This window comes from Nitrosarchaeum koreense MY1 (genome assembly GCF_000220175.1).
Lineage (GTDB): Archaea > Thermoproteota > Nitrososphaeria > Nitrososphaerales > Nitrosopumilaceae > Nitrosarchaeum > Nitrosarchaeum koreense.
Window position 1 is genome coordinate 453,145 of record NZ_AFPU01000001.1, and the last position, 18,720, is coordinate 471,864.

The window sequence follows — 18,720 nt, forward strand, 5'->3', positions numbered from 1 at the left end:
TATCTAGTAACTATTATTTTATGTTAAACACACTCTCATTCTATGAAAACTAGATGTCAATGGGCAAAGGATGATCTTAACATTGAGTATCATGATAATGAATGGGGAAAACCACAACATGATGATCGTAAATTATTTGAATTTTTAATTTTAGAAGGAGCTCAGGCTGGCTTAACTTGGACTACTATTCTTAAACGACGAGATGGGTATAGAAAAGCATTCTCTGACTTTGATCCAGTTAAAGTATCTAAATATACTGAAAAGCATATCAAAAATTTACTAAATAATCCTGAAATAATTCGTAATAAATTAAAAATCAATTCAGCAATCAATAACGCAAAACTCTTTATAAAAATTCAAAAGGAGTATGGCTCATTTGATAAATTCATTTGGAGCTTTGTTGATCATACTACAATAATAAACAATTTCAAATGTCTTTCAGATATACCTGCATCTACTGATATTTCCAAAAAAATGAGTGATGAATTAAAAAAATATGGTTTTAATTTTGTTGGTCCTACGATCTGTTATGCTTTCATGCAAGCTGTAGGTATGGTAAACGATCATACGTGTGATTGTTTTAGATTTCAAAAATACACATAATTTCTATTTTGATGCTTCAAGTTTTTTGATGGTATCGCTATAGAGATTCATTGGAACTATTTTGACTGTACTCATTGATGAAATTCCGACATCAATGCATAATTTTTCTATATCATGTGCATGAACCGCATCAATAACTATGATCCACTCGTGTTCTAACACGGACATGTAAAATTCTACGATTTTATTTATGTTGTATTTCTTTATTTCCTTATCCATATTGGATTTGAGCTTTAAGAAAATTTTCTTACTTTTTTCATTGTTTAGTGGGCATAATTCTGGGCCATGTGTTGCAAATACACCAAAAAGCATAAAGAAATTATTATTATCTGATATTTAACTTTAATTTTTTTTACGTCTTTGTATTTTTTAATTGTAATGTATTCTGTTTTTTGATAACTTATTCATATGTCTGAATGTATTTTTTAGTAAGTTTTTTTAATACTAGAACATTTCATAAAATAGAATATGAAAATTTCAAAAAATATGCAAAATGGATTAAACAATCAAATCTCCTTGGAAGCAAATGCTTCTAACATCTATTTGTCAATGGCTTCTTGGTGTGAAGTGATTGGATATGAGGGTGGTGCTAGTTTCTTTTATGCTCAATCTGATGAAGAAAGAGCTCATATGTTAAAAATTGTTCATTACTTAAATAATCTGGGAATTCCTGCAACAATTCCTGCAACAAAATTACCTTCATCTGATTTTAAATCATTAGAATCTATTTTAAAAACGGCTTTAAAAAATGAACAAGCAGTTACTTCTGCAATTCATAAACTAGTTGAAATTGCACAAAAAGATAAAGACCATTCAACTTATGCCTTTCTAGAATGGTTTGTTAATGAACAAGTTCAAGAAGAAACAAAATTTGAGACTTTGATTCAAAAATTTGAATTAATTGGAAGAGATAAGATTGCCATTAATGAAATAGATAAAATTTTGGCATCATCTGTTGCTTCTGCAAACTCTACAGGATCCGTCTAGTTTAATCTAAAATTCATAATTTTAAATGATATATTTTTCACATTTACAACCTTTTACAAGACATCTGCCATTTCCTTCAAAATGAATGGCATTGTCATGATAGCATCCAATTTTCATGTTGTTGCATTTCATTACAATTCCTGTTTATTATGATTCTTTAATCTTGTTTATCAGACAATTATAATTATACACTAAACCTATTGTCTAACATGGCAAATCTCAAAAGCATAGGTCGTTTTTTTATTTTTATTGTAGGTGGACTTGTTGCTATTATTGTTGGCTCGTTTATGATTCGTGGAACTATGCATATGTGGGATAACCCTGATTCAGATAAAAAATCTGATAAAAATAATGACTAAAAAACAAGTATGATGAACTAATTTTAGAAATGATGCCTGATTCTTCAATTAGAAAATCTCTTGAAGATTATGTAAAATTACGAATTAGAGATGTTCCATCTGAAATTCATCAAACTTTTCCAAATGTTAAACAAATTTGGAAATGTGAAAACCAAGTTGATTTTCTTTATGGCTATTATGTCGGAAAGATCGAAGAAGGAACATTGCATTATTTACTTAAAGCAACTCGATCATCAGCAGGTGGATTTGTTGATGCTTTTGAAATTAGAGGTATTCTTGAAACATGTAGGACAGAACTGAGAAATTCTATTGAGAAAGCCCTCTCTTAGTGAAGTAGAAATACTACACTGTTCTAAATACTGACATGGTTGGACCTCAAGATGGTGGATTTGGTTTTGATCAATCAAAAAAATACACTAGTGTTGAAAATATAGAACAGGTATGCGTTCAATGTCAAGCCGGCCAACACAAAAAATGTTTGGTAAAATCAAAACAACAAGAAAATTGTGAATGCGAACATTGCCTAATTTATGGATAATATTTTTTTCAAAATTAATTTAATTATTTATTTTAATCTCTTATTGTTGTAAAATTCATCATTGTGATTTTTTAATAATTGCGTAGATTCAATAATATGTTGTTTCTTAATTTAATGATAATGTCTAAAATTAAACAAATTATTGCATGGATTGCAATTCTTGGTGGTGGTATTGGCTTCTTCTTCTTCTCATTATATGCTGTAGACTTTATGCGCTAAATTTGGAAATTGTATCTATTCTTTAGATTCTTTCTTTTCTTTTAGTTTTTCAAGTTCCTCTCTAGTTTGAGCATGTTCTCTGCGTTCTTTGTCTAGTAGAACGTGAAGCGTTTCTAGCTCTTTTTCTGCCTTACTTAGTTTTGATTTTAACCCTCCCACTACTGCGCTAGCAGCTTCGATTATTCCTTTAGTTGCTTTTTTATCAGTAATTTCTCCTTCGATGAATTCTTTTTCTTTAGAAGTGAAAATTCCTGTTTCCCCATCAATATTTTCCTGTATGTTTTTTACATCATGTTTTGCATTATAGAGTCTAGAAGTAATTTCTTCTAGCTCTTTTTGTGCTTGAATCTGCTGTGCACGTATTTCTCGTAATTCTGATTGACCTTCTGTGATTTTCTCTTTAATACCATCATACTCTTTTGTGATCTTTTCAAGTTCTTGATTCTTTTTTGTAATATTGATCTCTGCTCTATCTATTTCCTCGATAATTTTTTTATTTTTATTGAATTTTTCTTCCGAGTCATTTATTTTTGTTTTAATATTTTTATATTCCAAGTATATTGTATCGAGTTCTAATTTTTTTTGATTTGATTCTCGTTTTATCTCCATTAATTTGCTAGTTGCTTCATCGTATTCTTCTTTTACGCTTTGCAGCTTTTTTGTAATGTTGTCAATTTCTTCTTGTTTTGTTCTAAATTCAATTTGCAGTCCTTCTACTTCTGTTTCAAGTGATTCCTTTAAAACTCTCTCTTCATTTTTTTCATATGTCTTTTCTTCTACTTGCTCCTTTTTCTTTCCAAAAAGACCCATGTTAATCTACAAAAATCTCCAAAAGATGAACGTTTCTTTAGTTTTTTGCTCTTGTGCGAATAAACTTGAGGTAAAATCCAATTCCGCCAATAACTATGCCCCCAATCAATGCTAGCATCCCTAATTCTGGATTATCGGGATTTATGTTGGGTGCTAAAAATAATAGTAATGCCCCAAATATGATTAGAGCAAAACTGCTACCCCCTCTTGATTTATTGTGCTCACTGTGTACCATTTTAGATATATTCTGAAACTGTTTTTGCTACTTTCTTTCTTCCAATATCTGTTATTAGTGGTCCAATTTTAGGTCCTCTTGATGTGCCGAGTATTATTTGATATAAAATTCTAAAGAAGTCTTTTGGTTCAACCCCGTTTGACTTTGCAATTTGATATATTGTATTTTGAATATCTTCTGGTTCATCTTCTGCATTGAGTGCATCTACTAGTAGTTTCAAAACTTTTTTTGCTGATTCATCCATGTCAACTTGTACTTTTTCTTGTTGATCAAACTCATCTGCAAAATTTCCAGCTAACTCAATTAATTTTTCTATTTGTGGATCAGGGTTTTTGATTACACCGTAATCTAATAGTTTTTTCATTACCCTTTCAGTTCTATTTTCTTTGAACATTTTTGCTAATTCAACTAATAATCTATAATTGACATGTATGCTTGGTTGTTTTGGAGGATTTAGTAAATTTACATATTCATAGAGTCCTTTTGATTTTATTAATTTGGCCTCATTGTCAACCTTGATTTTTCCAAAAAATATGTCCTCTAATTCGTTATACTCATTCATCAACGATGGTATGTCTTCAAATCCTAATTCTCTTGCACCTGTAATTCTTTTGTAAAGTAGTAGCAAAATTGATTTTGGACTTCCAAACTCCATCCATTTTTGTCCTGTAACCACATTTCCTAATGATTTTGAAATCTTTTTCCCCCCCTTATCCAAAAACATTTCATATTTTACATGATGAGGAGGTGGAAAATTCAAAATCTCATCTGAGACCCAGTCATTTACTTTTACTGAATCCATGATGTCTTTTCCATACGCTTCAAATCTAATATCAAATGCTGCCCATCTCGCTGCAAATTCTACTTTCCATGCTAATTTGCCAAGATCTTTTGTAATGTCTGCTTCGCCATCGTGTCCACAACCTTTGATCATTTTTGAGCTAATCTCTGTATCATGACACTTGTATCTTACTTTCTTCTCATTTTCTAGATACTCAAATGCTTCTGCTGTGTAAAGTCGGTCACAATTTGAACATACTGGAAAGTATGGTAGGAATTTCTGATATTTTTCTTGCCCTACTAATTCTGAAATCTTATCCCCTATCTTTGCGCTGTTTTGTAAAATTGTATGGATTTGATCTTTTAGCAATCCATTTTTGTAGGTGTCTTTTGCTCTTCTAAATTCATATTTAATTCCCATTTTATCTAGTCCATCTAAAAGAATACTACTCATGTGCATTCCATATGACTCATGACAACCGTAAGGGTCTGGAATCAACGAAACAGGTTTAGCAATGTGTTTTTCTAAATCATCAGGAAATCCTTCTGGAATTTTTCTCAGTCCGTCTAAATCATCTGAATATGCAATTAATTCTGATTTGAATCCATAATTTTCTAATGCAAGTTTTACTCCATATGCCCTAACTGCATCTCCTAAACTTCCTATATGTGGAACTCCTGAAGCACCAAGTCCGCTTTCAACTCTTAATAGTTCTAAACTTCTACCTAGAGTTTTTTCTCGCTCTAGTAACTCATGCGCTAATTTATCTATCCAAGTTCCCTTGCCGAAAATCTCTTGTTCTGACATGTCTATTCTTTATTCAACGATTTTGTCATGTATGGCCCATATAACGAATACCCTATTTTTTGATAATATTCTCTTGTTCCTACAGCACTAATTACTAGTAGTTTTGTAGCATCAAATTCTTCTTTGGAAATTTTTTCAGCCTCTTTCATTAAATTTTTCCCCAATCCTGAATGCTGAATCTCATTTTCTAATTTTTCTCCAAGCTTCAATGATTTACCATACACATGTAATTCGCGTACAATACAAGAATTATCTCCAATTTCTTTTCTATGTGCAAGATTGCTTGGTTTTCTTAACCTCAAAAACCCATAAATTGATTCATTTGAATCTTCATATGACAAAAATACTTCTTTTCCACCTGATGAATCATAATTAATTCTGTTCAATTTTATATCTTGTTCGTTAGTTTTTTTGTTTGATAGTCCTGCCTCCCTACATCTAATGCATTTACATGAAATACCTTGTTTGCTTAGATTTTGTTGTACTATTTGTCTGAGATTTCCTGATTTTGGACCTGCTATGATTTCATTTGGTGATATCTCTCTTTGAACTCTCATTATTCTGACCCATTTTGGAACATTTTTCTTTACTTCAGTTAGAACTTTGATCATATCTTGATCAGAGTATGGTGAGTATCTTCCTTGTTTGTATTCCTCATAGAGTGGTGTGTTCTCAATTACCAGTGATGGGTAAATTTTCAACATGTCTGGTCTAAGTTCTGGGTCTTCAAACAATTTTTTAAAATCTGCAATATCTCCTTCTGGTGTCATTGTAGGAAGTCCAGGCATCATATGTGCTACGATTTTATATCCTGCATCTTTAGAAATTTGAAATGATTCTATGACATCATTGTAATTATGTCCTCTATTGACAATTTGGTATACTCTGTTTTGTAATGATTGTACTCCTATCTCTATTCTAGTAATTCCGTAATCTAACATCGCATCAACATGTTTCTGCTTGCAATAGTCTGGTTTTGTCTCAATTGTAAATCCTACGTTTCTTATTTTTGCATGTTCGTTGTTTAATTTAGCTTCCTCCAAATTTTTTGAATCAATTCCATTTAACGCATCATAGCAAGATTTGATAAAATTCTCTTGATAGTCTTTTGGCATGAACAAAAATGTTCCTCCTACAATTACTATTTCCATTTTAGATGGATCATGTCCAAAAGCAATTAATTTTTCAATTTTTGATATTATCTGTAGTTTAGGATCATATTCATTTTGTATTGCGTTAAGTGTTGATGGTTCTTTCCCAGTGTAGCTATTTGGCGAATTGAATTCTATTCCGCCTGGACAGTATGTACATCTTCCATGAGGACATGCATAAGGTTTTGGCATCAATGCAATCACTGATACTCCAGATGCTGTCTTGATTGGTTTTTTTAACAAAACTTTTTGTAATTTGAAAAAATCATTATCTTTTACAGTTGAAAGAATTTCATGATTTCTTGGAATTCTTTCTAGTGCATATTTTGCACATATTTTTTTAATTTCTGCCTTTACTTGTTTTTTAGTTGGCTCTTTAATTGTCAAAAGATTCTGGGTTATTTCAGTGCATGCAGTTGAAAATAATACATCTAGTTTATTCATATTTGAAATCATATCTCATTGAACATAAATTCGTTAAATAATCTTGGGACGTTAGATGCCTAATTTTGCCTGAAAATTCATTCTTACTCTATCTATTCATAGCAGATTATTTGCTTGTGGCTCTGTCCCTTCTTGTTTCTGTTCTTTTTTATATTCTATCTTTAACCATATTGGCGTTATGATTGTTGTAACTGCTACCATGATCACAATGGTGGAATACACACTTGATGTTAAAATTCCTGATGCTACTCCTACTCCTGCCACAATCAAACCTACTTCCCCTCTTGATATCATGCCTATCCCTACTTTCATTCCCTTGGATTTGCTTTTCAAAAACATCATTGCTGGAAGTCCACATCCCAATAATTTTGTCACAATTGCTATTACAATGATTATCCCACTAAGATACAATATCTCTGCATTTACCTGTCTAAAATCTACTTGTGCACCAATTATTGCAAAGAATAACGGTGCAAAGATCAATCCTATTTGATGTGCATAGTTTTCGACTTTTTCAAATACCTTTGTAGTTGATAATGCCATGCCTACTGCAAATGCCCCTACGATCGGTGACAGTCCAATAGATCCTGCAAGTGCTGCTGCTCCAAAAAACGATGCTGTTGCAATTCCTTCTACACTTCCTTTTGCTTTCCATAATCTTGGTGTGATGATTTTTGGCATTACCCAAACAGATGCTATGAGCATTGCTGCAAAGAATCCTAACACTTGAAGAATTTTTATTGTTACATCTGAAATATCTATACTGTCTACTCCTCCAGGACCGTTTGCAATTGATATTACCACTGACAGTACTGCTATAGCTAAAATGTCGTCAACTACTGCTGCTCCAATAATTAGACGTGCTTCTGTTGATTTGAGTTTTCCAAATTCACTTAATACTTGAACTGAAATTGCGATACTTGTTGCTGTAAGTGCTGTAGCAATAAGCATTGATTGCAACGCATCAAAACCAAACATCTGAAAAACTATCAGTCCTACTGCAAATGGAACTATCACTCCCAATGTTCCAACTGTAAACGATGCTTTTCCACCTTTTAGGAATTCCTTTGGAGTCATCTCAAGTCCCGCCATAAACAAAATTACTATTGCCCCAATCTCTCCAAGAATTTTTATCTCATTGTTAATGTTAACTAGTGATACTCCGCCAGACCCAACAATGTATGCTCCAAGTGCAAATGGGCCGATTACCATGCCTGCTATTAATTCCCCTAACACAATTGGAAGTTTAAGCCTAAGAAATAACTCTGCCATTAATTTTGCGGCAAATAGTAGAATTCCTACCCCAATGATCGTTTCAATAAAATTTGCTTCTGCTGCCATTCTCTATCTTTGTTGATTTATTGCTAATATAAGGCGATATTTGGTTGAAAATTATTTCATATTTGTCTAATTATGTGATTTTTGATGAATTTACAAAAACTCCTTTTTTGGATACTATCTGCCCTATTTCTTGAGTTGTAATTTTATACTTTTTGAAAATTGATCTTATTCTTGATACTTGATCTTTTGGAGATATGATGCAAAATCCTATTCCCATGTTAAATGTCTTATACATCTCTTCTTGTTTTACTCCTTGCTCTTCAATTAATTCCATTATTGGAGGTATTTTTGGTAAACTATCTATATCGTATCCTATTTTTTTAAGTCTCATTAGTTTTGTAAATGCTCCACCCGTGATGTGGGCTAATCCGTTAATCTTGCATTTTTGAATAATTTCTAAAACTGGTTTTACATAAATTTCTGTTGGCGTCAATAATGCGTCCCCTATGACTCCTACTCCTTTCACTTTGTCTTTTACAGAATATTTTGATAACAGAGCTTTTCTTGCAAGTGAGTATCCGTTTGAGTGAATACCACTACTATTTGCCCCAATAATTACATCTCCTGGTTTTATTTTGTTACCCAACACAATATCTTTTTTTGAAACAAGACCTACTACCATTCCTGCTAAATCAAATGAGAATTCTTTTCCTGTAAGAACATCCGGCATTATTGCTGTCTCTCCTCCTACAATTGGCAATGCTGACTTCTTTGCCCCATTAACTAATCCTTCTACAATTTTTTTAAAGATTATTTGATCATTTTTGTTTGAAGCAATATAGTCTACAAATGAAACTGGAGTTGCACCGATACATATTATGTCATTTACATTCATTGCAACACAATCAATTCCTATAGTGTTGTATTTTTTCATCATATTTGCAATTACTACCTTTGTCCCTACGCCGTCTGTATGTGTAGCTAGTAATTGTCCTCCTGGAATCTCTATAATTCCTGCATAATGTCCAAAACCATGTGTTATCTTTGCCATTTTTTGGAGTTTATGTGTGGATTCAATCAGTCTGCCTATTGCTGCCTGACTTTGTTTAATTTTGGTAATGTCCACGCCTGCATCTTTGTAGGTTAAACCCATAGTTTCATGCGTATTTGCTGTGAATAAAAGAATTTGCCTGCCCTATGGCTTACATATACATTCCAGAAAACTCTTCTCTGTGCTTGACATATTTTTGAGATAATTCGTTAAATTCAGAATGAATCCTCTCTTTTTCTTTCTCCAAACTACTAGTGTCTATTTTCATATCGTAGAATCTGTTTAATGCTTCTATCAATGTAGATGCCGCTATAGGATCCGGTGATGTTTTATTTGCTTTTGCAAGTAATGCCACTCCTTGAATTTTTCTTACAATACATTCGTTTAAAATTCCTCCTGGAATTCCAGTAATGAATCCTTGTGGGATCATGCTGATATTTTTATCTGCCATCATTCTTACCAAATCTTCTTTTGCTGCACAATATGCTTTATCATCATGTTCTTCACTTGGAATTCCATCTAAAATTACAATTTCTTTTGATCCTTTTTTTTCTGACCAATCTAAAATAGCTGAAACCAATGAATACAATCCCTCCATTCTTAATGTTATTTCACAAATTATTGCACATATTGTTCCATCTTTATTTGCATAAAATCTAAAAGGATGACGCAGTCTTCCTTTCATAAAAACAGTTGATGGTGGAAGATGTTTTGATCTCATCAATCCAATTTCTTCCATCTTTAATTCTTCGATGATGTGGCTGATTGAAAGTGATCCTACCAGACCTGCTCCAACAAATCCTGCAAATATTATCGGACTGTTTAGTTCTACTTTTTTTATTTCAAATACTTCTGCTTCTGGAAATCCGTCTGCCACTCTCTACGTCAATTATTCTGTCTAATTACTTTTATGAATAAACAGATTCAACATGGTTCTTCCTTTGTCTGTTATGGTATAGATCATGTTTGCTCCTACTGCTTCTTTTTGCACAAAGTTGTAATCTATACAAAGATGCAGATAATTCAGAAATGATTTTTTCATTCTTATCTTAGATTTTGAATATAGATCTGAAAACGTCATTGGGTTTCCTCTAAGTTGGTATAATAATTTTAGAAGAGATAACGTGCTGTAATCTCTTGTTCTTGCTTTTACTGCATCTAGTATCTGGACGTCTCTTTTTATAATAAAATCTTCGAATTGGTCTGCTACTTCTACAGGTATGTATGTTAGTCTTGCTCGCATCATACCGTATGGTACGGTACATTACCTTATTAATGTTCATCTCAAGCTTTGTTGCTCTATCTAGATGGTTTTTTACACCATTTTCATGCCTATTGATCTAACGATGCTCCTAAAATGTCAAAGATCAAATAATTTCAATATAACTGTAATTTTATTGAAACAACTATGGTTTATTGCTTCTTGGATTCTTGTATCTGAATTTGTTAATTTTGATCAGTTCTGCATATGATCCAAATTTAGTCGAGTCTGAAATTTTATCAAGCTCATCATCTGATTCATCATTACCATCAAATCTCTTCAATATTTTATAATTGGTACTTCTTTCAGCAGGTACTCTTCCAATCTCTTTGACAAGTCGTCTGATCTCTTTTGGTTTTATCAATTGTCCGTGATTAGAACCAGCTGAAGTTGAAATACTTTCATTGATTAATGTTCCCCCAAAATCATTTGCCCCCCACATTAACAATAACTGTGACATTTTTTGTCCTTCCTTTACCCAAGACATTTGAATATTGTCAATCTGATTATTCAATAAAATTCTTGCAATGGCATGAGTAAGTAACACATCTTTTCCACTACCTCCTTCTCTTATCTCTTCATGAAGTTGATGTTTGTACATCGGAGCTTCACTGTGAATAAAATTAAGTGGAACAAATTCTGTGAATCCTTTTGTCTCTTTTTGAATTTCTCTGATTTTTACAATATGGTTTACTCTGTCTTCTGGAGTTTCAATATGACCAAACATCATAGTTGATGTAGTGTTAATTCCAAGATTATGTGCAGTTTTAATTACATCTATCCAATCTTTCACACTTATCCTTCCTGGAGAAATTTTATCTCTTAGTTTCTGATCTAAAATTTCAGCTGCAGTTCCTGGAAGTGTATTTACTCCTGCTTCCTTGAGTCTTTTTAGATATTCTCTAATTGTAGTCTTTGATCTTGATGCTCCATAAAGTACTTCTTCAGGTGAAAATCCATGTATGTGAATATCTGGAATTTCTTTTTTAATTTCTTTACAAATATTTTCATATAGTTCTCCCTCCATGTCTGGTGGAAGGCCTGCTTGAATACATACCTCGGTAGCCCCTAATTGATGTGCTTCTTTTGCGCGTCTTACAATCTCCTCAGTTGGGAGAAAATATCCTTCTTCTTCTCTAAAGTCTCTACTAAATGCACAAAAACCGCATTGCTTAATGCATACGTTAGTGAAATTGATGTTTCTATTTACAACATAGGTGACTGTATCTCCTGCTCTTCTACTTCTAATTTCATCTGCTACCAATCCTACTAAATGAAAATCAATACCTGATGTATTGTACAGCCTTAATCCTTCTTCTGCTGATACCTCTTTGTCAGATAATGCTTTGTTTAAAATTTCAGAAATAGATGAATCTGATTTTTTAAGTAGGGAATCTATATTCGCATTCATTTCCAATAGTCCTTCCTTACCAATCCTTCCTCATCTTCAATATCTTTCATCTTACCTCTTAACTCTTTGCCAATAAATGAAAAAAATTCTGGATAAATTGGAAATCTACATTTTAAATCAAACCCTGCATTCTTTGAATCTTGTTCTACTTTTTTAATCTCTGGCCATGAAAATTCTGGATTTACATAATCTGGTGTAAGTGGTGAAATTCCCCCCCAATCATTAATTCCTAAAGATAGAAAACTCTGATATGAATTTGGAGATAAATTTGGTGGAATCTGTATGTTCGTTTTTGGCATGATTATTCTTGTTAGTGCGACAATTATTTTGAAATAGTTTTCATTTGTTGGAGGAAAATTTTTCATCTTAGTGTCTTGCTTTGGCTGAAAGTTTTGAATAATTACCTCTTGAATATTTCCATATTTTTCTTGTAGTTTTTTTATTGCAATAATAGAATCTATTACCTCAATTGGTGTTTCTCCAATGCCTACAAGAATCCCTGTGGTCATTGGAATCTTTAATCTACCCGTATTTTTTAATACTTCAAGTCTTGCTTGTGGTCTTTTACTGGCAGCTAGATAATGAGGCATATCTTTTTTTGTCAATCTTTCACTAACGTTTTCAAGCATTATGCCCATTGACACATTGGTTTTCTGTAATTCCTTTAGCTCATCATGGTTCAAATTCCCAGCATTGGTATGTGGGAACAATCCCTCTTCTATTGCTAATTCTGATGCATGAATCAAATATTCTGCAGTTGATCTGAATCCATTTTCTTTTAGCCACTCTTTGGCTTCTTGATATTTTTGTTCTGGTCTTTCACCTGTCACAAATAATGCTTCTACACATCGATATTTTTTTGCAAGACCCAATAACTGTTTTATTTCTTGTTTTGACATTAATGATATTTTATTTTCATTAGGTTCTGCCTTGTAAGTACAGTATGAGCATGTGTCTTTGCATAAATTTACAATATTAAAAAATGCTTTTTTTGAAAATGTTACTGAATCATTTTTAAATCTCTGTCTTAGTTTTTGTGCCGTTGAGAATAATTCTTTAGAATTTATTTTTGAATTTTGATATATCTCCACTATGTCTTCTCTGGAAATTATTTTATCTTCTAAAACACTGTTTAAACTCTCAGAGTTTAATACAAGCTCATTCAATAGTTGGTGTTTTTGTCTAGAGGTATTTATGCTTGTATTGCGTTAATTTCCATTTGGTCGTTCATCTAGAGTAATTATGATATTAGTTGTTCTACCGTCTCTTAGAACCTCTAAAACCATTTCATCTCCTACAGATTTTGCTCTCTGCAAATGAATTAAAATATCATCTATTTTTCTTACTTGATTTCCATCAACTGATAAAATAATGTCTCCTCCGATTAAATACTTTATTCCATCGACTTCTACAGTTTCATTTGAACCGTGTATTCCAGCTTTTGCAGCTGGACTATCATCCACAACTGTAATTACTAGAAAACCTACCGCATCATTTAGATTCAAAACTTTAGCAAGATCTGGATCAATATCTCTACCTGCTATTCCAATCCATGGGTGTATGTATTTTCCATCTACGATTATCTTTGGAACAATTTTAGCTAAAGTTTGTGATGGCACTGCAAATCCTACTCCTGTAAATTCGCCCGTAGTTGATTGTATTGCAGTGTTTATCCCAACAATCTCTCCTCTCATATTCAATAGTGGTCCTCCTGAATTTCCTGGATTAATGGCAGCATCTGTCTGAATCACATCTGGAATGGAGTATCCTGCACCTGAAGGTAAGAGTCTGCCCAATTGACTAATAATCCCTGAAGTCATAGAACCTGATAACCCAAACGGATTTCCTATTGCTGCTATTGGTTCTCCAACTTTGAGATTTGCTGAATCTCCTAGTGGCAATGGCTGCAATAATGATAAATCTGCATTGACCTTGATTACTCCTATGTCTGTATATTGATCAGAGCCCACAATCTCTGCATTATATGATCTGCCATCCAAAAATGTAACTACTACTTTTTTTACATTCTTAACAACATGAGCATTTGTAATTATATGACCTTGTTTGTCAAAAACAAAACCAGAACCTACTCCACTAGTTCCGTTTGACTGCTCCGCTCTTTGAACGTTAATTCTAACTACTCCTGGTTCTGATTTTTCAAATATTTCAATTAATGAAAGTTTTTTTGAGTAATCCGTCAATATTGCTCCTGTTGCACTTGGAATCGATTTGTTATCTGAAATGACATCTGCTTTTACTGCAGTTGGAGGTACTGCTAAAATTACTGCAAAAATTATTGCAACAATTGCTGCTCCACTTATGGCTCCAACAATTACTCCAGATTTATCCATGCAAAATCGGTACCCTATTTTCTATCTAAAAGCATTGCTATACACTAATTGAGTTTTGAACATGATCTTTCATGTAATATTTTCGCCCTCTCCATGATACAGCACTATTCTTAGCTTGAAGTAATCCACTCAAAAAACCTAATACGACTACTAGACTTCCTATTGGGGCAAACAAAGCATCAATTAATTTTAACTGCAATAATTTTTTGACTTCGATTATTGCTCCAACGTAAATCATTACTGTGGAAATAATTGATGCCACAAATAATAATGAAAATGATGTCGTTTGAAATGCTCCAAAGATTGAATATGCTAAAATTGGAAATGGCATAAATAATAAAAACAATACTGCAAAAAAACATCCAATTGCAATTTTTTTACTTTGTAAATATAGTGGAACCATTAATCTTTTCAATGCATTCCAAAGTGTACTTCGGTCTCTGGCCCAAACTGCATCAATTAGGTGGTCTCCTCTAACGATTTTCATTTTATATCCTGATTCTTTTACTTTTTTTCCAAGGGCACCATCTTCAATAATTTCATGTTTAACACTCTCATGCATTCCAACTGATTCGTATGTTTTTCTTTTAATTATGAAAAAACTGCCAAAAAAATACGCTGTTTTCTTTGAAGGGTCATTAACTCTTAGCGCTGAAAATCTAGTGTGGAGAAAGACCGAAATCATCGGCAGTGTGATTTTTGTCCAAAAATCAATTGCGCGCATTTTTGGAATTGCTGATAATGCATCTAAATCAAAAGAAAGTAAATGAGATACTGCAAGTGAGATTATATTTTGTGAATGCTTTGTATCTGCATCAGAAAATAATAAAATCTCACCAGTTGCTTTTTTGTATCCTTCCATGCAGGCCCAATTTTTCCCCATCCATCCATCTGGTTTTGTTTGTGCACTTACTGGAATTATTTTTGAGTTTTTCTTTGCATATTCAGAAATAATTTTACTAGTTGAATCATTTGATGAATCATCTATTACAATTATTTCATAATTTGAATAGTTTTGCTCAATTAGTGAGTCAAGACATCTTCCAATGAATTCTTCTTCATTTCTTGCAGGAAGAATTATTGAAACTTTAGGGTTGTCGTGCTCTTTTTTTTCAAAGTCTTCAAGCTTTGGTGTAAATCTGGCAGAGTCAACCATCGATTTTATTAGAATTATCCATGCTGCTGAAATTCCAATTAAAATTGCGATTAATGAATAATTTAAAACATCTAAAACTAATTCCATGAATTATCTCTCTATCTCTTCTTTGATCTTCTGTAATGCTTGTTCAGTTCCACTTTGAATGTGTTTTTTTATCATTCCGGTGAACATCCCCATCATTCCAGAAAGTTTGATATCCCATTTTACATCTAGGATTGTTTTTTTATCTTTTGCAGTTAATGTGATTATCTTACTTCCTACTATGACTCCTTTTGTGAATAATGCTTCGATCTTTTCTTTTGGGTATAGTTTTACTTCCTGCATGCATTTTTGATCTCTAAACGCTATTGTAATCTCTCTGTTTACCATATTGTCGTTTTTTGATATGTTTCTAATCTCTTTTGTTCCCTTCCAAAATTTTGGTTCGTTATCTATGTCTGAGACTATGTTCCAAACATTATCAATTTGGGCATCAATTTCTACTGAAACCTGAATTTCTGCCATGCCTTTCATCATTTCGCATTAAATATATTAGATTCCAATAACATAAGAAACTGACTGTGATGGGCAACATGCCTAAAATCCAGAACAGTAACTCCAGTTCTAACGGCAATTGCCAAACTTCCGTCACAGTCAATTACACTAAACATGAAACCATCACGATATATGCCAAAAATTGGAACCTTTGACGGAGCGGGGTTTTGGAAAAACGCCTATGCTCATCAACGTGGTAAGTTACTAAAAATGGTAAATGTGCCTGATGATCAAATAATTGCTTTAGTGAATAAAAAATATGTTGAATTGCCAGCTGCACTGAAATATGAAATTGAAACAAGTGGCATTGATAAAAAAACTCTGTTGTGAAATTTCGAAATTGATTTTAATGAGATAATTTAGGAATTCTTATGTCTCATGTGTCTTATGATGATTTTGCAAAATTAGACATTCGTGTCGCAAAAATTATTTCAACCGAACCAATTACAGGCAAAACTAGAATTATCAAAGGAATTATTGATCTTGGAAATGAAACAAGAAATGTGATAATTGGTGGAGCACAATATTACAAACCTGAGGATATTATTGGCAAAGTAGTAATTGTTATTGCAAACTTGGAACCTAAAACTATGGCTGGAGTTGAATCAAATGCAATGCTTTTGGCTGCTGATGTTGATGATAAACCATTTTGGCTAACCGTTAATGAGGACGTCCCTTTAGGAAGTCCTATAAAATAATTAAGAAAATAAATTCAATCTACGTTTAATCGTAGATCATTAGATTTTTTTCTTCTAGTAATGCATGTAAGTTGTTAACTGATCTATAGACATCCGGTTCTTTTTTAGCGCCTGTACAGACAAGTTTTCCAGAAGAAAATAGCAAAATTACCGTTTTTGGGTCTAACATTCTATGAATTAATCCTGGAAACTGTTCTGGTTCATACATACTTCTTGGCAATGTTCTTGCAGCTTGTTCTAGATGAATTTTGCCCCCTAAGTTAATCGATGCTACAATATTTTGAATTTCTACAGTAGCATCTTTTTTTACTTTTATCCCTCCTTTTCGAAGTTTTTGAACTACAGTTTTTACTGCCTTTCTTGCCATTTCTTCTGATTTTGAACCTGTACATACCATCTTTCCTGATGTGAAAATCAAAGTTGCAGTTTTTGGACTCTTTAGTCTAAAGACTAGCCCAGGAAATTGATCTGGATGATATTCTACATCTGGGAATGTGCGTGTTATTTCATTCAAGTCCATTTTCTGATCAACTGAAGCCGATGCTACAACATTTTCCACGCTTACAATTGGCTTTGTTTGTGGCATATTCAGGTTGATTCTATCCTAACTATAATAAAAGCACTCGCCATTTTTTTACCTTCAAGTAGACTATTTTTATAATTTCTATGAATTATTGAGATTTCCCTTCTTGAGCATACGAATCATTTAATTTAGAATCTCAAATTTCTGTGTCTATTGGATTTTACAGACATTGATTTCGATCAACTCTTTGGATCAGGTGGGGATACTAATCCAATAATGATGTTGATCTGGATTATTCCTATTTTCATCTTTGTATTATATGGTCAAAGAATTCAATTGGCGGTAACTTCTGGCGAAATAAAAAAAGGAATAAAAAAACTTGAAGATTACAAAACAAAATCACGAACTGAATTAATTAGTTATATTAAAAAAAATATGAATCCTGCAGAAGATCCTACCAAAAAGATTGACCGTTTTTTGGATTATTTTACAATAATGCCAGTTGATATGGATCCTAATGGAATAGTTGGTAAAGTACGACATATTATTAGAGCAAGAGAGGATTATACTCGTGAGCATGTAAAATCCTTATCTCCACAAACAAGTGAATTGGAATTAACTAAAATTCAAACATTGCTTGAAATTGCTACTACTCTACAAATGATTCACAAAGTAATTAATCACATGTTCTTAACTGCCAAAAAACAAAACAATTATCCGTTAATTTTACCACTTCAGATGATTTTGCCTTTCATACTAGAAGAAGCAGAAGCAATGCACAAAGCTATCCCTGCTTTTAAAATGGGTCAGCCAATAGGTGATGGCATAGGCCCTATGGTTGTAGGTAAAATGATGTTAGAGTCTAAAAAAGAATCTGTTGCTTTTCAAACTGTTTTAGGTGAAACTCAACATGATCAACGAAAATTATTACTACTAAAAGCTGAAGGTCCTGGTTCAACAGTGGGAAGACCTGGAGATGCAATGGAGATAATACTCTCTAAAAATAAACCCGATATTATCATCATGGTTGATGCTGCATTAAAAATGGAGGGCGAAGATTCTGCAACAATTGCACAAGGATTTGGTGCCGCAATTGGTGGTATTGGAACTGAAAGATTTCAAATTGAAGACATTGCAACAAAAAATAACATACCAATCTTTGCAATTGTCATAAAACAATCAGTCAAAGAAGCAATCACTTTAATGACTAAAGATATTGCTGACAAAGCTGACGATGTTCGCTCCCAGATATCTGAGATGATTCACGATAACACAAGACCTGGCCAAACTGTTTTGTTAATTGGAGTTGGAAATACTATGGGGATCCCACAATGATATTCTCAAAAGAAAAAACCATTGTTGAATATACTGTAGAAAAATGCCAAAAATGTAACTTGGAAAAAAAAAGAAAATATCGTGAAGGTGATTTTCTCTTTACTGAATCTTCAAAATGTGATTCATGTGATGGAATTACTGTAATTGAAAAAATCTTTGGCGAAACTATGGAAAAATAATTT

At 32.7% G+C, this 18,720-nt stretch carries 23 protein-coding genes; 8 read left to right on the forward strand and 15 right to left on the reverse strand.

The features are described from left to right. The first annotated feature begins 42 nt into the window (after nt 1-42). Nucleotides 43-603 (forward strand): DNA-3-methyladenine glycosylase I, encoded by a 561-nt coding sequence (locus tag MY1_RS02645; RefSeq protein WP_007550036.1) that lies wholly within the window; start codon nt 43-45, stop codon nt 601-603. 3 nt (nt 604-606) lie between these two features. On the opposite strand, the gene MY1_RS02650 is transcribed toward MY1_RS02645, so the two are convergent. Then, nucleotides 607-915 carry a hypothetical protein gene (locus MY1_RS02650; protein ID WP_048109538.1) on the reverse strand — a complete coding sequence of 103 codons (309 nt, stop codon included), beginning with the start codon at nt 913-915 and terminating at the stop codon, nt 607-609. 156 nt (nt 916-1,071) lie between these two features. Here MY1_RS02650 and MY1_RS02655 point away from each other — a divergent pair, with 156 nt between their 5' ends. From MY1_RS02655 to MY1_RS02660, 3 genes are all read left to right on the forward strand, one after another. Next, a complete protein-coding gene (locus tag MY1_RS02655; protein ID WP_007550041.1) occupies nt 1,072-1,590 on the forward strand; it encodes a ferritin in 519 nt (172 codons plus the stop codon). Between the two features lie 209 nt (nt 1,591-1,799). Then, nucleotides 1,800-1,949, forward strand: a complete 150-nt coding sequence (locus tag MY1_RS09805; RefSeq protein WP_007550042.1) for a hypothetical protein — start codon at nt 1,800-1,802, stop codon at nt 1,947-1,949. Nucleotides 1,950-1,978: 29 nt separating this feature from the next. After that, nucleotides 1,979-2,278, forward strand: coding sequence for a hypothetical protein (locus MY1_RS02660; protein ID WP_048109542.1), 300 nt, complete (start codon nt 1,979-1,981; stop codon nt 2,276-2,278). Nucleotides 2,279-2,721: 443 nt separating this feature from the next. Here the strand turns inward: MY1_RS02660 and MY1_RS02665 are convergent, their stop codons facing one another. The 13 genes from MY1_RS02665 to MY1_RS02725 all read right to left on the reverse strand — a co-directional run bounded on the left by MY1_RS02665 (nt 2,722) and on the right by MY1_RS02725 (nt 15,952). Next, complete coding sequence (locus MY1_RS02665) at nt 2,722-3,516, reverse strand: hypothetical protein (RefSeq protein WP_007550046.1); 795 nt, start codon at nt 3,514-3,516, stop codon at nt 2,722-2,724. 37 nt (nt 3,517-3,553) lie between these two features. Then, the gene (locus tag MY1_RS02670) at nt 3,554-3,751 is read right to left on the reverse strand and encodes a TRADD-N-associated membrane domain-containing protein (RefSeq protein WP_007550048.1); all 198 of its coding nucleotides are present in this window, start codon (nt 3,749-3,751) and stop codon (nt 3,554-3,556) included. Nucleotide 3,752: 1 nt separating this feature from the next. Next, nucleotides 3,753-5,339 carry a lysine--tRNA ligase gene (gene lysS / locus MY1_RS02675; RefSeq protein ID WP_007550049.1) on the reverse strand — a complete coding sequence of 529 codons (1,587 nt, stop codon included), beginning with the start codon at nt 5,337-5,339 and terminating at the stop codon, nt 3,753-3,755. A 2-nt stretch (nt 5,340-5,341) separates the two neighbouring features. Then, nucleotides 5,342-6,934 (reverse strand): elongator complex protein 3, encoded by a 1,593-nt coding sequence (locus MY1_RS02680; RefSeq protein ID WP_007550050.1) that lies wholly within the window; start codon nt 6,932-6,934, stop codon nt 5,342-5,344. 96 nt (nt 6,935-7,030) lie between these two features. After that, nucleotides 7,031-8,275 carry a cation:proton antiporter gene (locus tag MY1_RS02685; protein ID WP_007550051.1) on the reverse strand — a complete coding sequence of 415 codons (1,245 nt, stop codon included), beginning with the start codon at nt 8,273-8,275 and terminating at the stop codon, nt 7,031-7,033. Nucleotides 8,276-8,345: 70 nt separating this feature from the next. Further along, nucleotides 8,346-9,368 (reverse strand): phosphoribosylformylglycinamidine cyclo-ligase, encoded by a 1,023-nt coding sequence (gene purM, locus MY1_RS02690; protein WP_007550052.1) that lies wholly within the window; start codon nt 9,366-9,368, stop codon nt 8,346-8,348. A 49-nt stretch (nt 9,369-9,417) separates the two neighbouring features. Further along, on the reverse strand, nt 9,418-10,143 hold the full coding sequence (locus MY1_RS02695) for a proteasome assembly chaperone family protein (protein WP_007550053.1): 726 nt from the start codon (nt 10,141-10,143) through the stop codon (nt 9,418-9,420). A gap of 21 nt (nt 10,144-10,164) precedes the next feature. Further along, on the reverse strand, nt 10,165-10,512 hold the full coding sequence (locus MY1_RS02700) for a helix-turn-helix domain-containing protein (protein ID WP_007550054.1): 348 nt from the start codon (nt 10,510-10,512) through the stop codon (nt 10,165-10,167). Nucleotides 10,513-10,672: 160 nt separating this feature from the next. After that, the gene (cofH, locus tag MY1_RS02705; RefSeq protein ID WP_007550055.1) at nt 10,673-11,938 is read right to left on the reverse strand and encodes a 5-amino-6-(D-ribitylamino)uracil--L-tyrosine 4-hydroxyphenyl transferase CofH; all 1,266 of its coding nucleotides are present in this window, start codon (nt 11,936-11,938) and stop codon (nt 10,673-10,675) included. After that, the gene (cofG, locus tag MY1_RS02710; RefSeq protein WP_007550056.1) at nt 11,935-13,104 is read right to left on the reverse strand and encodes a 7,8-didemethyl-8-hydroxy-5-deazariboflavin synthase subunit CofG; all 1,170 of its coding nucleotides are present in this window, start codon (nt 13,102-13,104) and stop codon (nt 11,935-11,937) included. The genes cofH and cofG overlap by 4 nt, the downstream gene beginning before the upstream one ends. 42 nt (nt 13,105-13,146) lie before the next feature. Then, the gene (locus tag MY1_RS02715; RefSeq protein ID WP_007550058.1) at nt 13,147-14,289 is read right to left on the reverse strand and encodes a S1C family serine protease; all 1,143 of its coding nucleotides are present in this window, start codon (nt 14,287-14,289) and stop codon (nt 13,147-13,149) included. A gap of 37 nt (nt 14,290-14,326) precedes the next feature. After that, nucleotides 14,327-15,532 carry a glycosyltransferase family 2 protein gene (locus tag MY1_RS02720; protein WP_007550059.1) on the reverse strand — a complete coding sequence of 402 codons (1,206 nt, stop codon included), beginning with the start codon at nt 15,530-15,532 and terminating at the stop codon, nt 14,327-14,329. 3 nt (nt 15,533-15,535) lie between these two features. Next, on the reverse strand, nt 15,536-15,952 hold the full coding sequence (locus tag MY1_RS02725; protein ID WP_048110319.1) for a type II toxin-antitoxin system RatA family toxin: 417 nt from the start codon (nt 15,950-15,952) through the stop codon (nt 15,536-15,538). A 144-nt stretch (nt 15,953-16,096) separates the two neighbouring features. On the opposite strand from MY1_RS02725, the gene MY1_RS02730 reads away from it, so the two are divergent. After that, complete coding sequence (locus MY1_RS02730) at nt 16,097-16,312, forward strand: hypothetical protein (RefSeq protein WP_007550061.1); 216 nt, start codon at nt 16,097-16,099, stop codon at nt 16,310-16,312. Between the two features lie 41 nt (nt 16,313-16,353). Next, a complete protein-coding gene (locus MY1_RS02735; RefSeq protein ID WP_007550062.1) occupies nt 16,354-16,680 on the forward strand; it encodes a tRNA-binding protein in 327 nt (108 codons plus the stop codon). 25 nt (nt 16,681-16,705) lie between these two features. Here the strand turns inward: MY1_RS02735 and MY1_RS02740 are convergent, their stop codons facing one another. Next, nucleotides 16,706-17,266, reverse strand: coding sequence for a TATA-box-binding protein (locus tag MY1_RS02740; RefSeq protein ID WP_007401319.1), 561 nt, complete (start codon nt 17,264-17,266; stop codon nt 16,706-16,708). Between the two features lie 150 nt (nt 17,267-17,416). On the opposite strand from MY1_RS02740, the gene MY1_RS02745 reads away from it, so the two are divergent. Both MY1_RS02745 and MY1_RS02750 read left to right on the forward strand, forming a co-directional pair. Continuing rightward, nucleotides 17,417-18,538 (forward strand): DUF1512 domain-containing protein, encoded by a 1,122-nt coding sequence (locus tag MY1_RS02745; RefSeq protein ID WP_192805773.1) that lies wholly within the window; start codon nt 17,417-17,419, stop codon nt 18,536-18,538. Next, on the forward strand, nt 18,535-18,717 hold the full coding sequence (locus tag MY1_RS02750) for a hypothetical protein (RefSeq protein ID WP_007550064.1): 183 nt from the start codon (nt 18,535-18,537) through the stop codon (nt 18,715-18,717). Before MY1_RS02745 ends, MY1_RS02750 begins: the two co-directional genes overlap by 4 nt. Nucleotides 18,718-18,720 lie beyond the last annotated feature (3 nt).

Excerpts from the sequence above, each read along its gene's own strand:
- MY1_RS02680 (WP_007550050.1), bottom strand. The coding sequence starts at position 6,934 with ATGAATAAACTAGATGTATTATTTTCAACTGCATGCACTGAAATAACC.
- MY1_RS02700 (WP_007550054.1), bottom strand. The coding sequence starts at position 10,512 with ATGATGCGAGCAAGACTAACATACATACCTGTAGAAGTAGCAGACCAA.
- cofH (WP_007550055.1), bottom strand. The coding sequence starts at position 11,938 with ATGAATGCGAATATAGATTCCCTACTTAAAAAATCAGATTCATCTATT.
- MY1_RS02685 (WP_007550051.1), bottom strand. The coding sequence starts at position 8,275 with ATGGCAGCAGAAGCAAATTTTATTGAAACGATCATTGGGGTAGGAATT.
- MY1_RS02715 (WP_007550058.1), bottom strand. The coding sequence starts at position 14,289 with ATGGATAAATCTGGAGTAATTGTTGGAGCCATAAGTGGAGCAGCAATT.
- MY1_RS02655 (WP_007550041.1), top strand. The coding sequence starts at position 1,072 with ATGAAAATTTCAAAAAATATGCAAAATGGATTAAACAATCAAATCTCC.
- MY1_RS02720 (WP_007550059.1), bottom strand. The coding sequence starts at position 15,532 with ATGGAATTAGTTTTAGATGTTTTAAATTATTCATTAATCGCAATTTTA.
- MY1_RS02670 (WP_007550048.1), bottom strand. The coding sequence starts at position 3,751 with ATGGTACACAGTGAGCACAATAAATCAAGAGGGGGTAGCAGTTTTGCT.
- MY1_RS02650 (WP_048109538.1), bottom strand. The coding sequence starts at position 915 with ATGCTTTTTGGTGTATTTGCAACACATGGCCCAGAATTATGCCCACTA.
- MY1_RS02660 (WP_048109542.1), top strand. The coding sequence starts at position 1,979 with ATGATGCCTGATTCTTCAATTAGAAAATCTCTTGAAGATTATGTAAAA.
- MY1_RS02740 (WP_007401319.1), bottom strand. The coding sequence starts at position 17,266 with ATGCCACAAACAAAGCCAATTGTAAGCGTGGAAAATGTTGTAGCATCG.
- MY1_RS02750 (WP_007550064.1), top strand. The coding sequence starts at position 18,535 with ATGATATTCTCAAAAGAAAAAACCATTGTTGAATATACTGTAGAAAAA.
- MY1_RS02725 (WP_048110319.1), bottom strand. The coding sequence starts at position 15,952 with ATGGCAGAAATTCAGGTTTCAGTAGAAATTGATGCCCAAATTGATAAT.
- MY1_RS09805 (WP_007550042.1), top strand. The coding sequence starts at position 1,800 with ATGGCAAATCTCAAAAGCATAGGTCGTTTTTTTATTTTTATTGTAGGT.
- MY1_RS02665 (WP_007550046.1), bottom strand. The coding sequence starts at position 3,516 with ATGGGTCTTTTTGGAAAGAAAAAGGAGCAAGTAGAAGAAAAGACATAT.
- MY1_RS02730 (WP_007550061.1), top strand. The coding sequence starts at position 16,097 with ATGAAACCATCACGATATATGCCAAAAATTGGAACCTTTGACGGAGCG.
- MY1_RS02645 (WP_007550036.1), top strand. The coding sequence starts at position 43 with ATGAAAACTAGATGTCAATGGGCAAAGGATGATCTTAACATTGAGTAT.
- lysS (WP_007550049.1), bottom strand. The coding sequence starts at position 5,339 with ATGTCAGAACAAGAGATTTTCGGCAAGGGAACTTGGATAGATAAATTA.
- MY1_RS02735 (WP_007550062.1), top strand. The coding sequence starts at position 16,354 with ATGTCTCATGTGTCTTATGATGATTTTGCAAAATTAGACATTCGTGTC.
- purM (WP_007550052.1), bottom strand. The coding sequence starts at position 9,368 with ATGGGTTTAACCTACAAAGATGCAGGCGTGGACATTACCAAAATTAAA.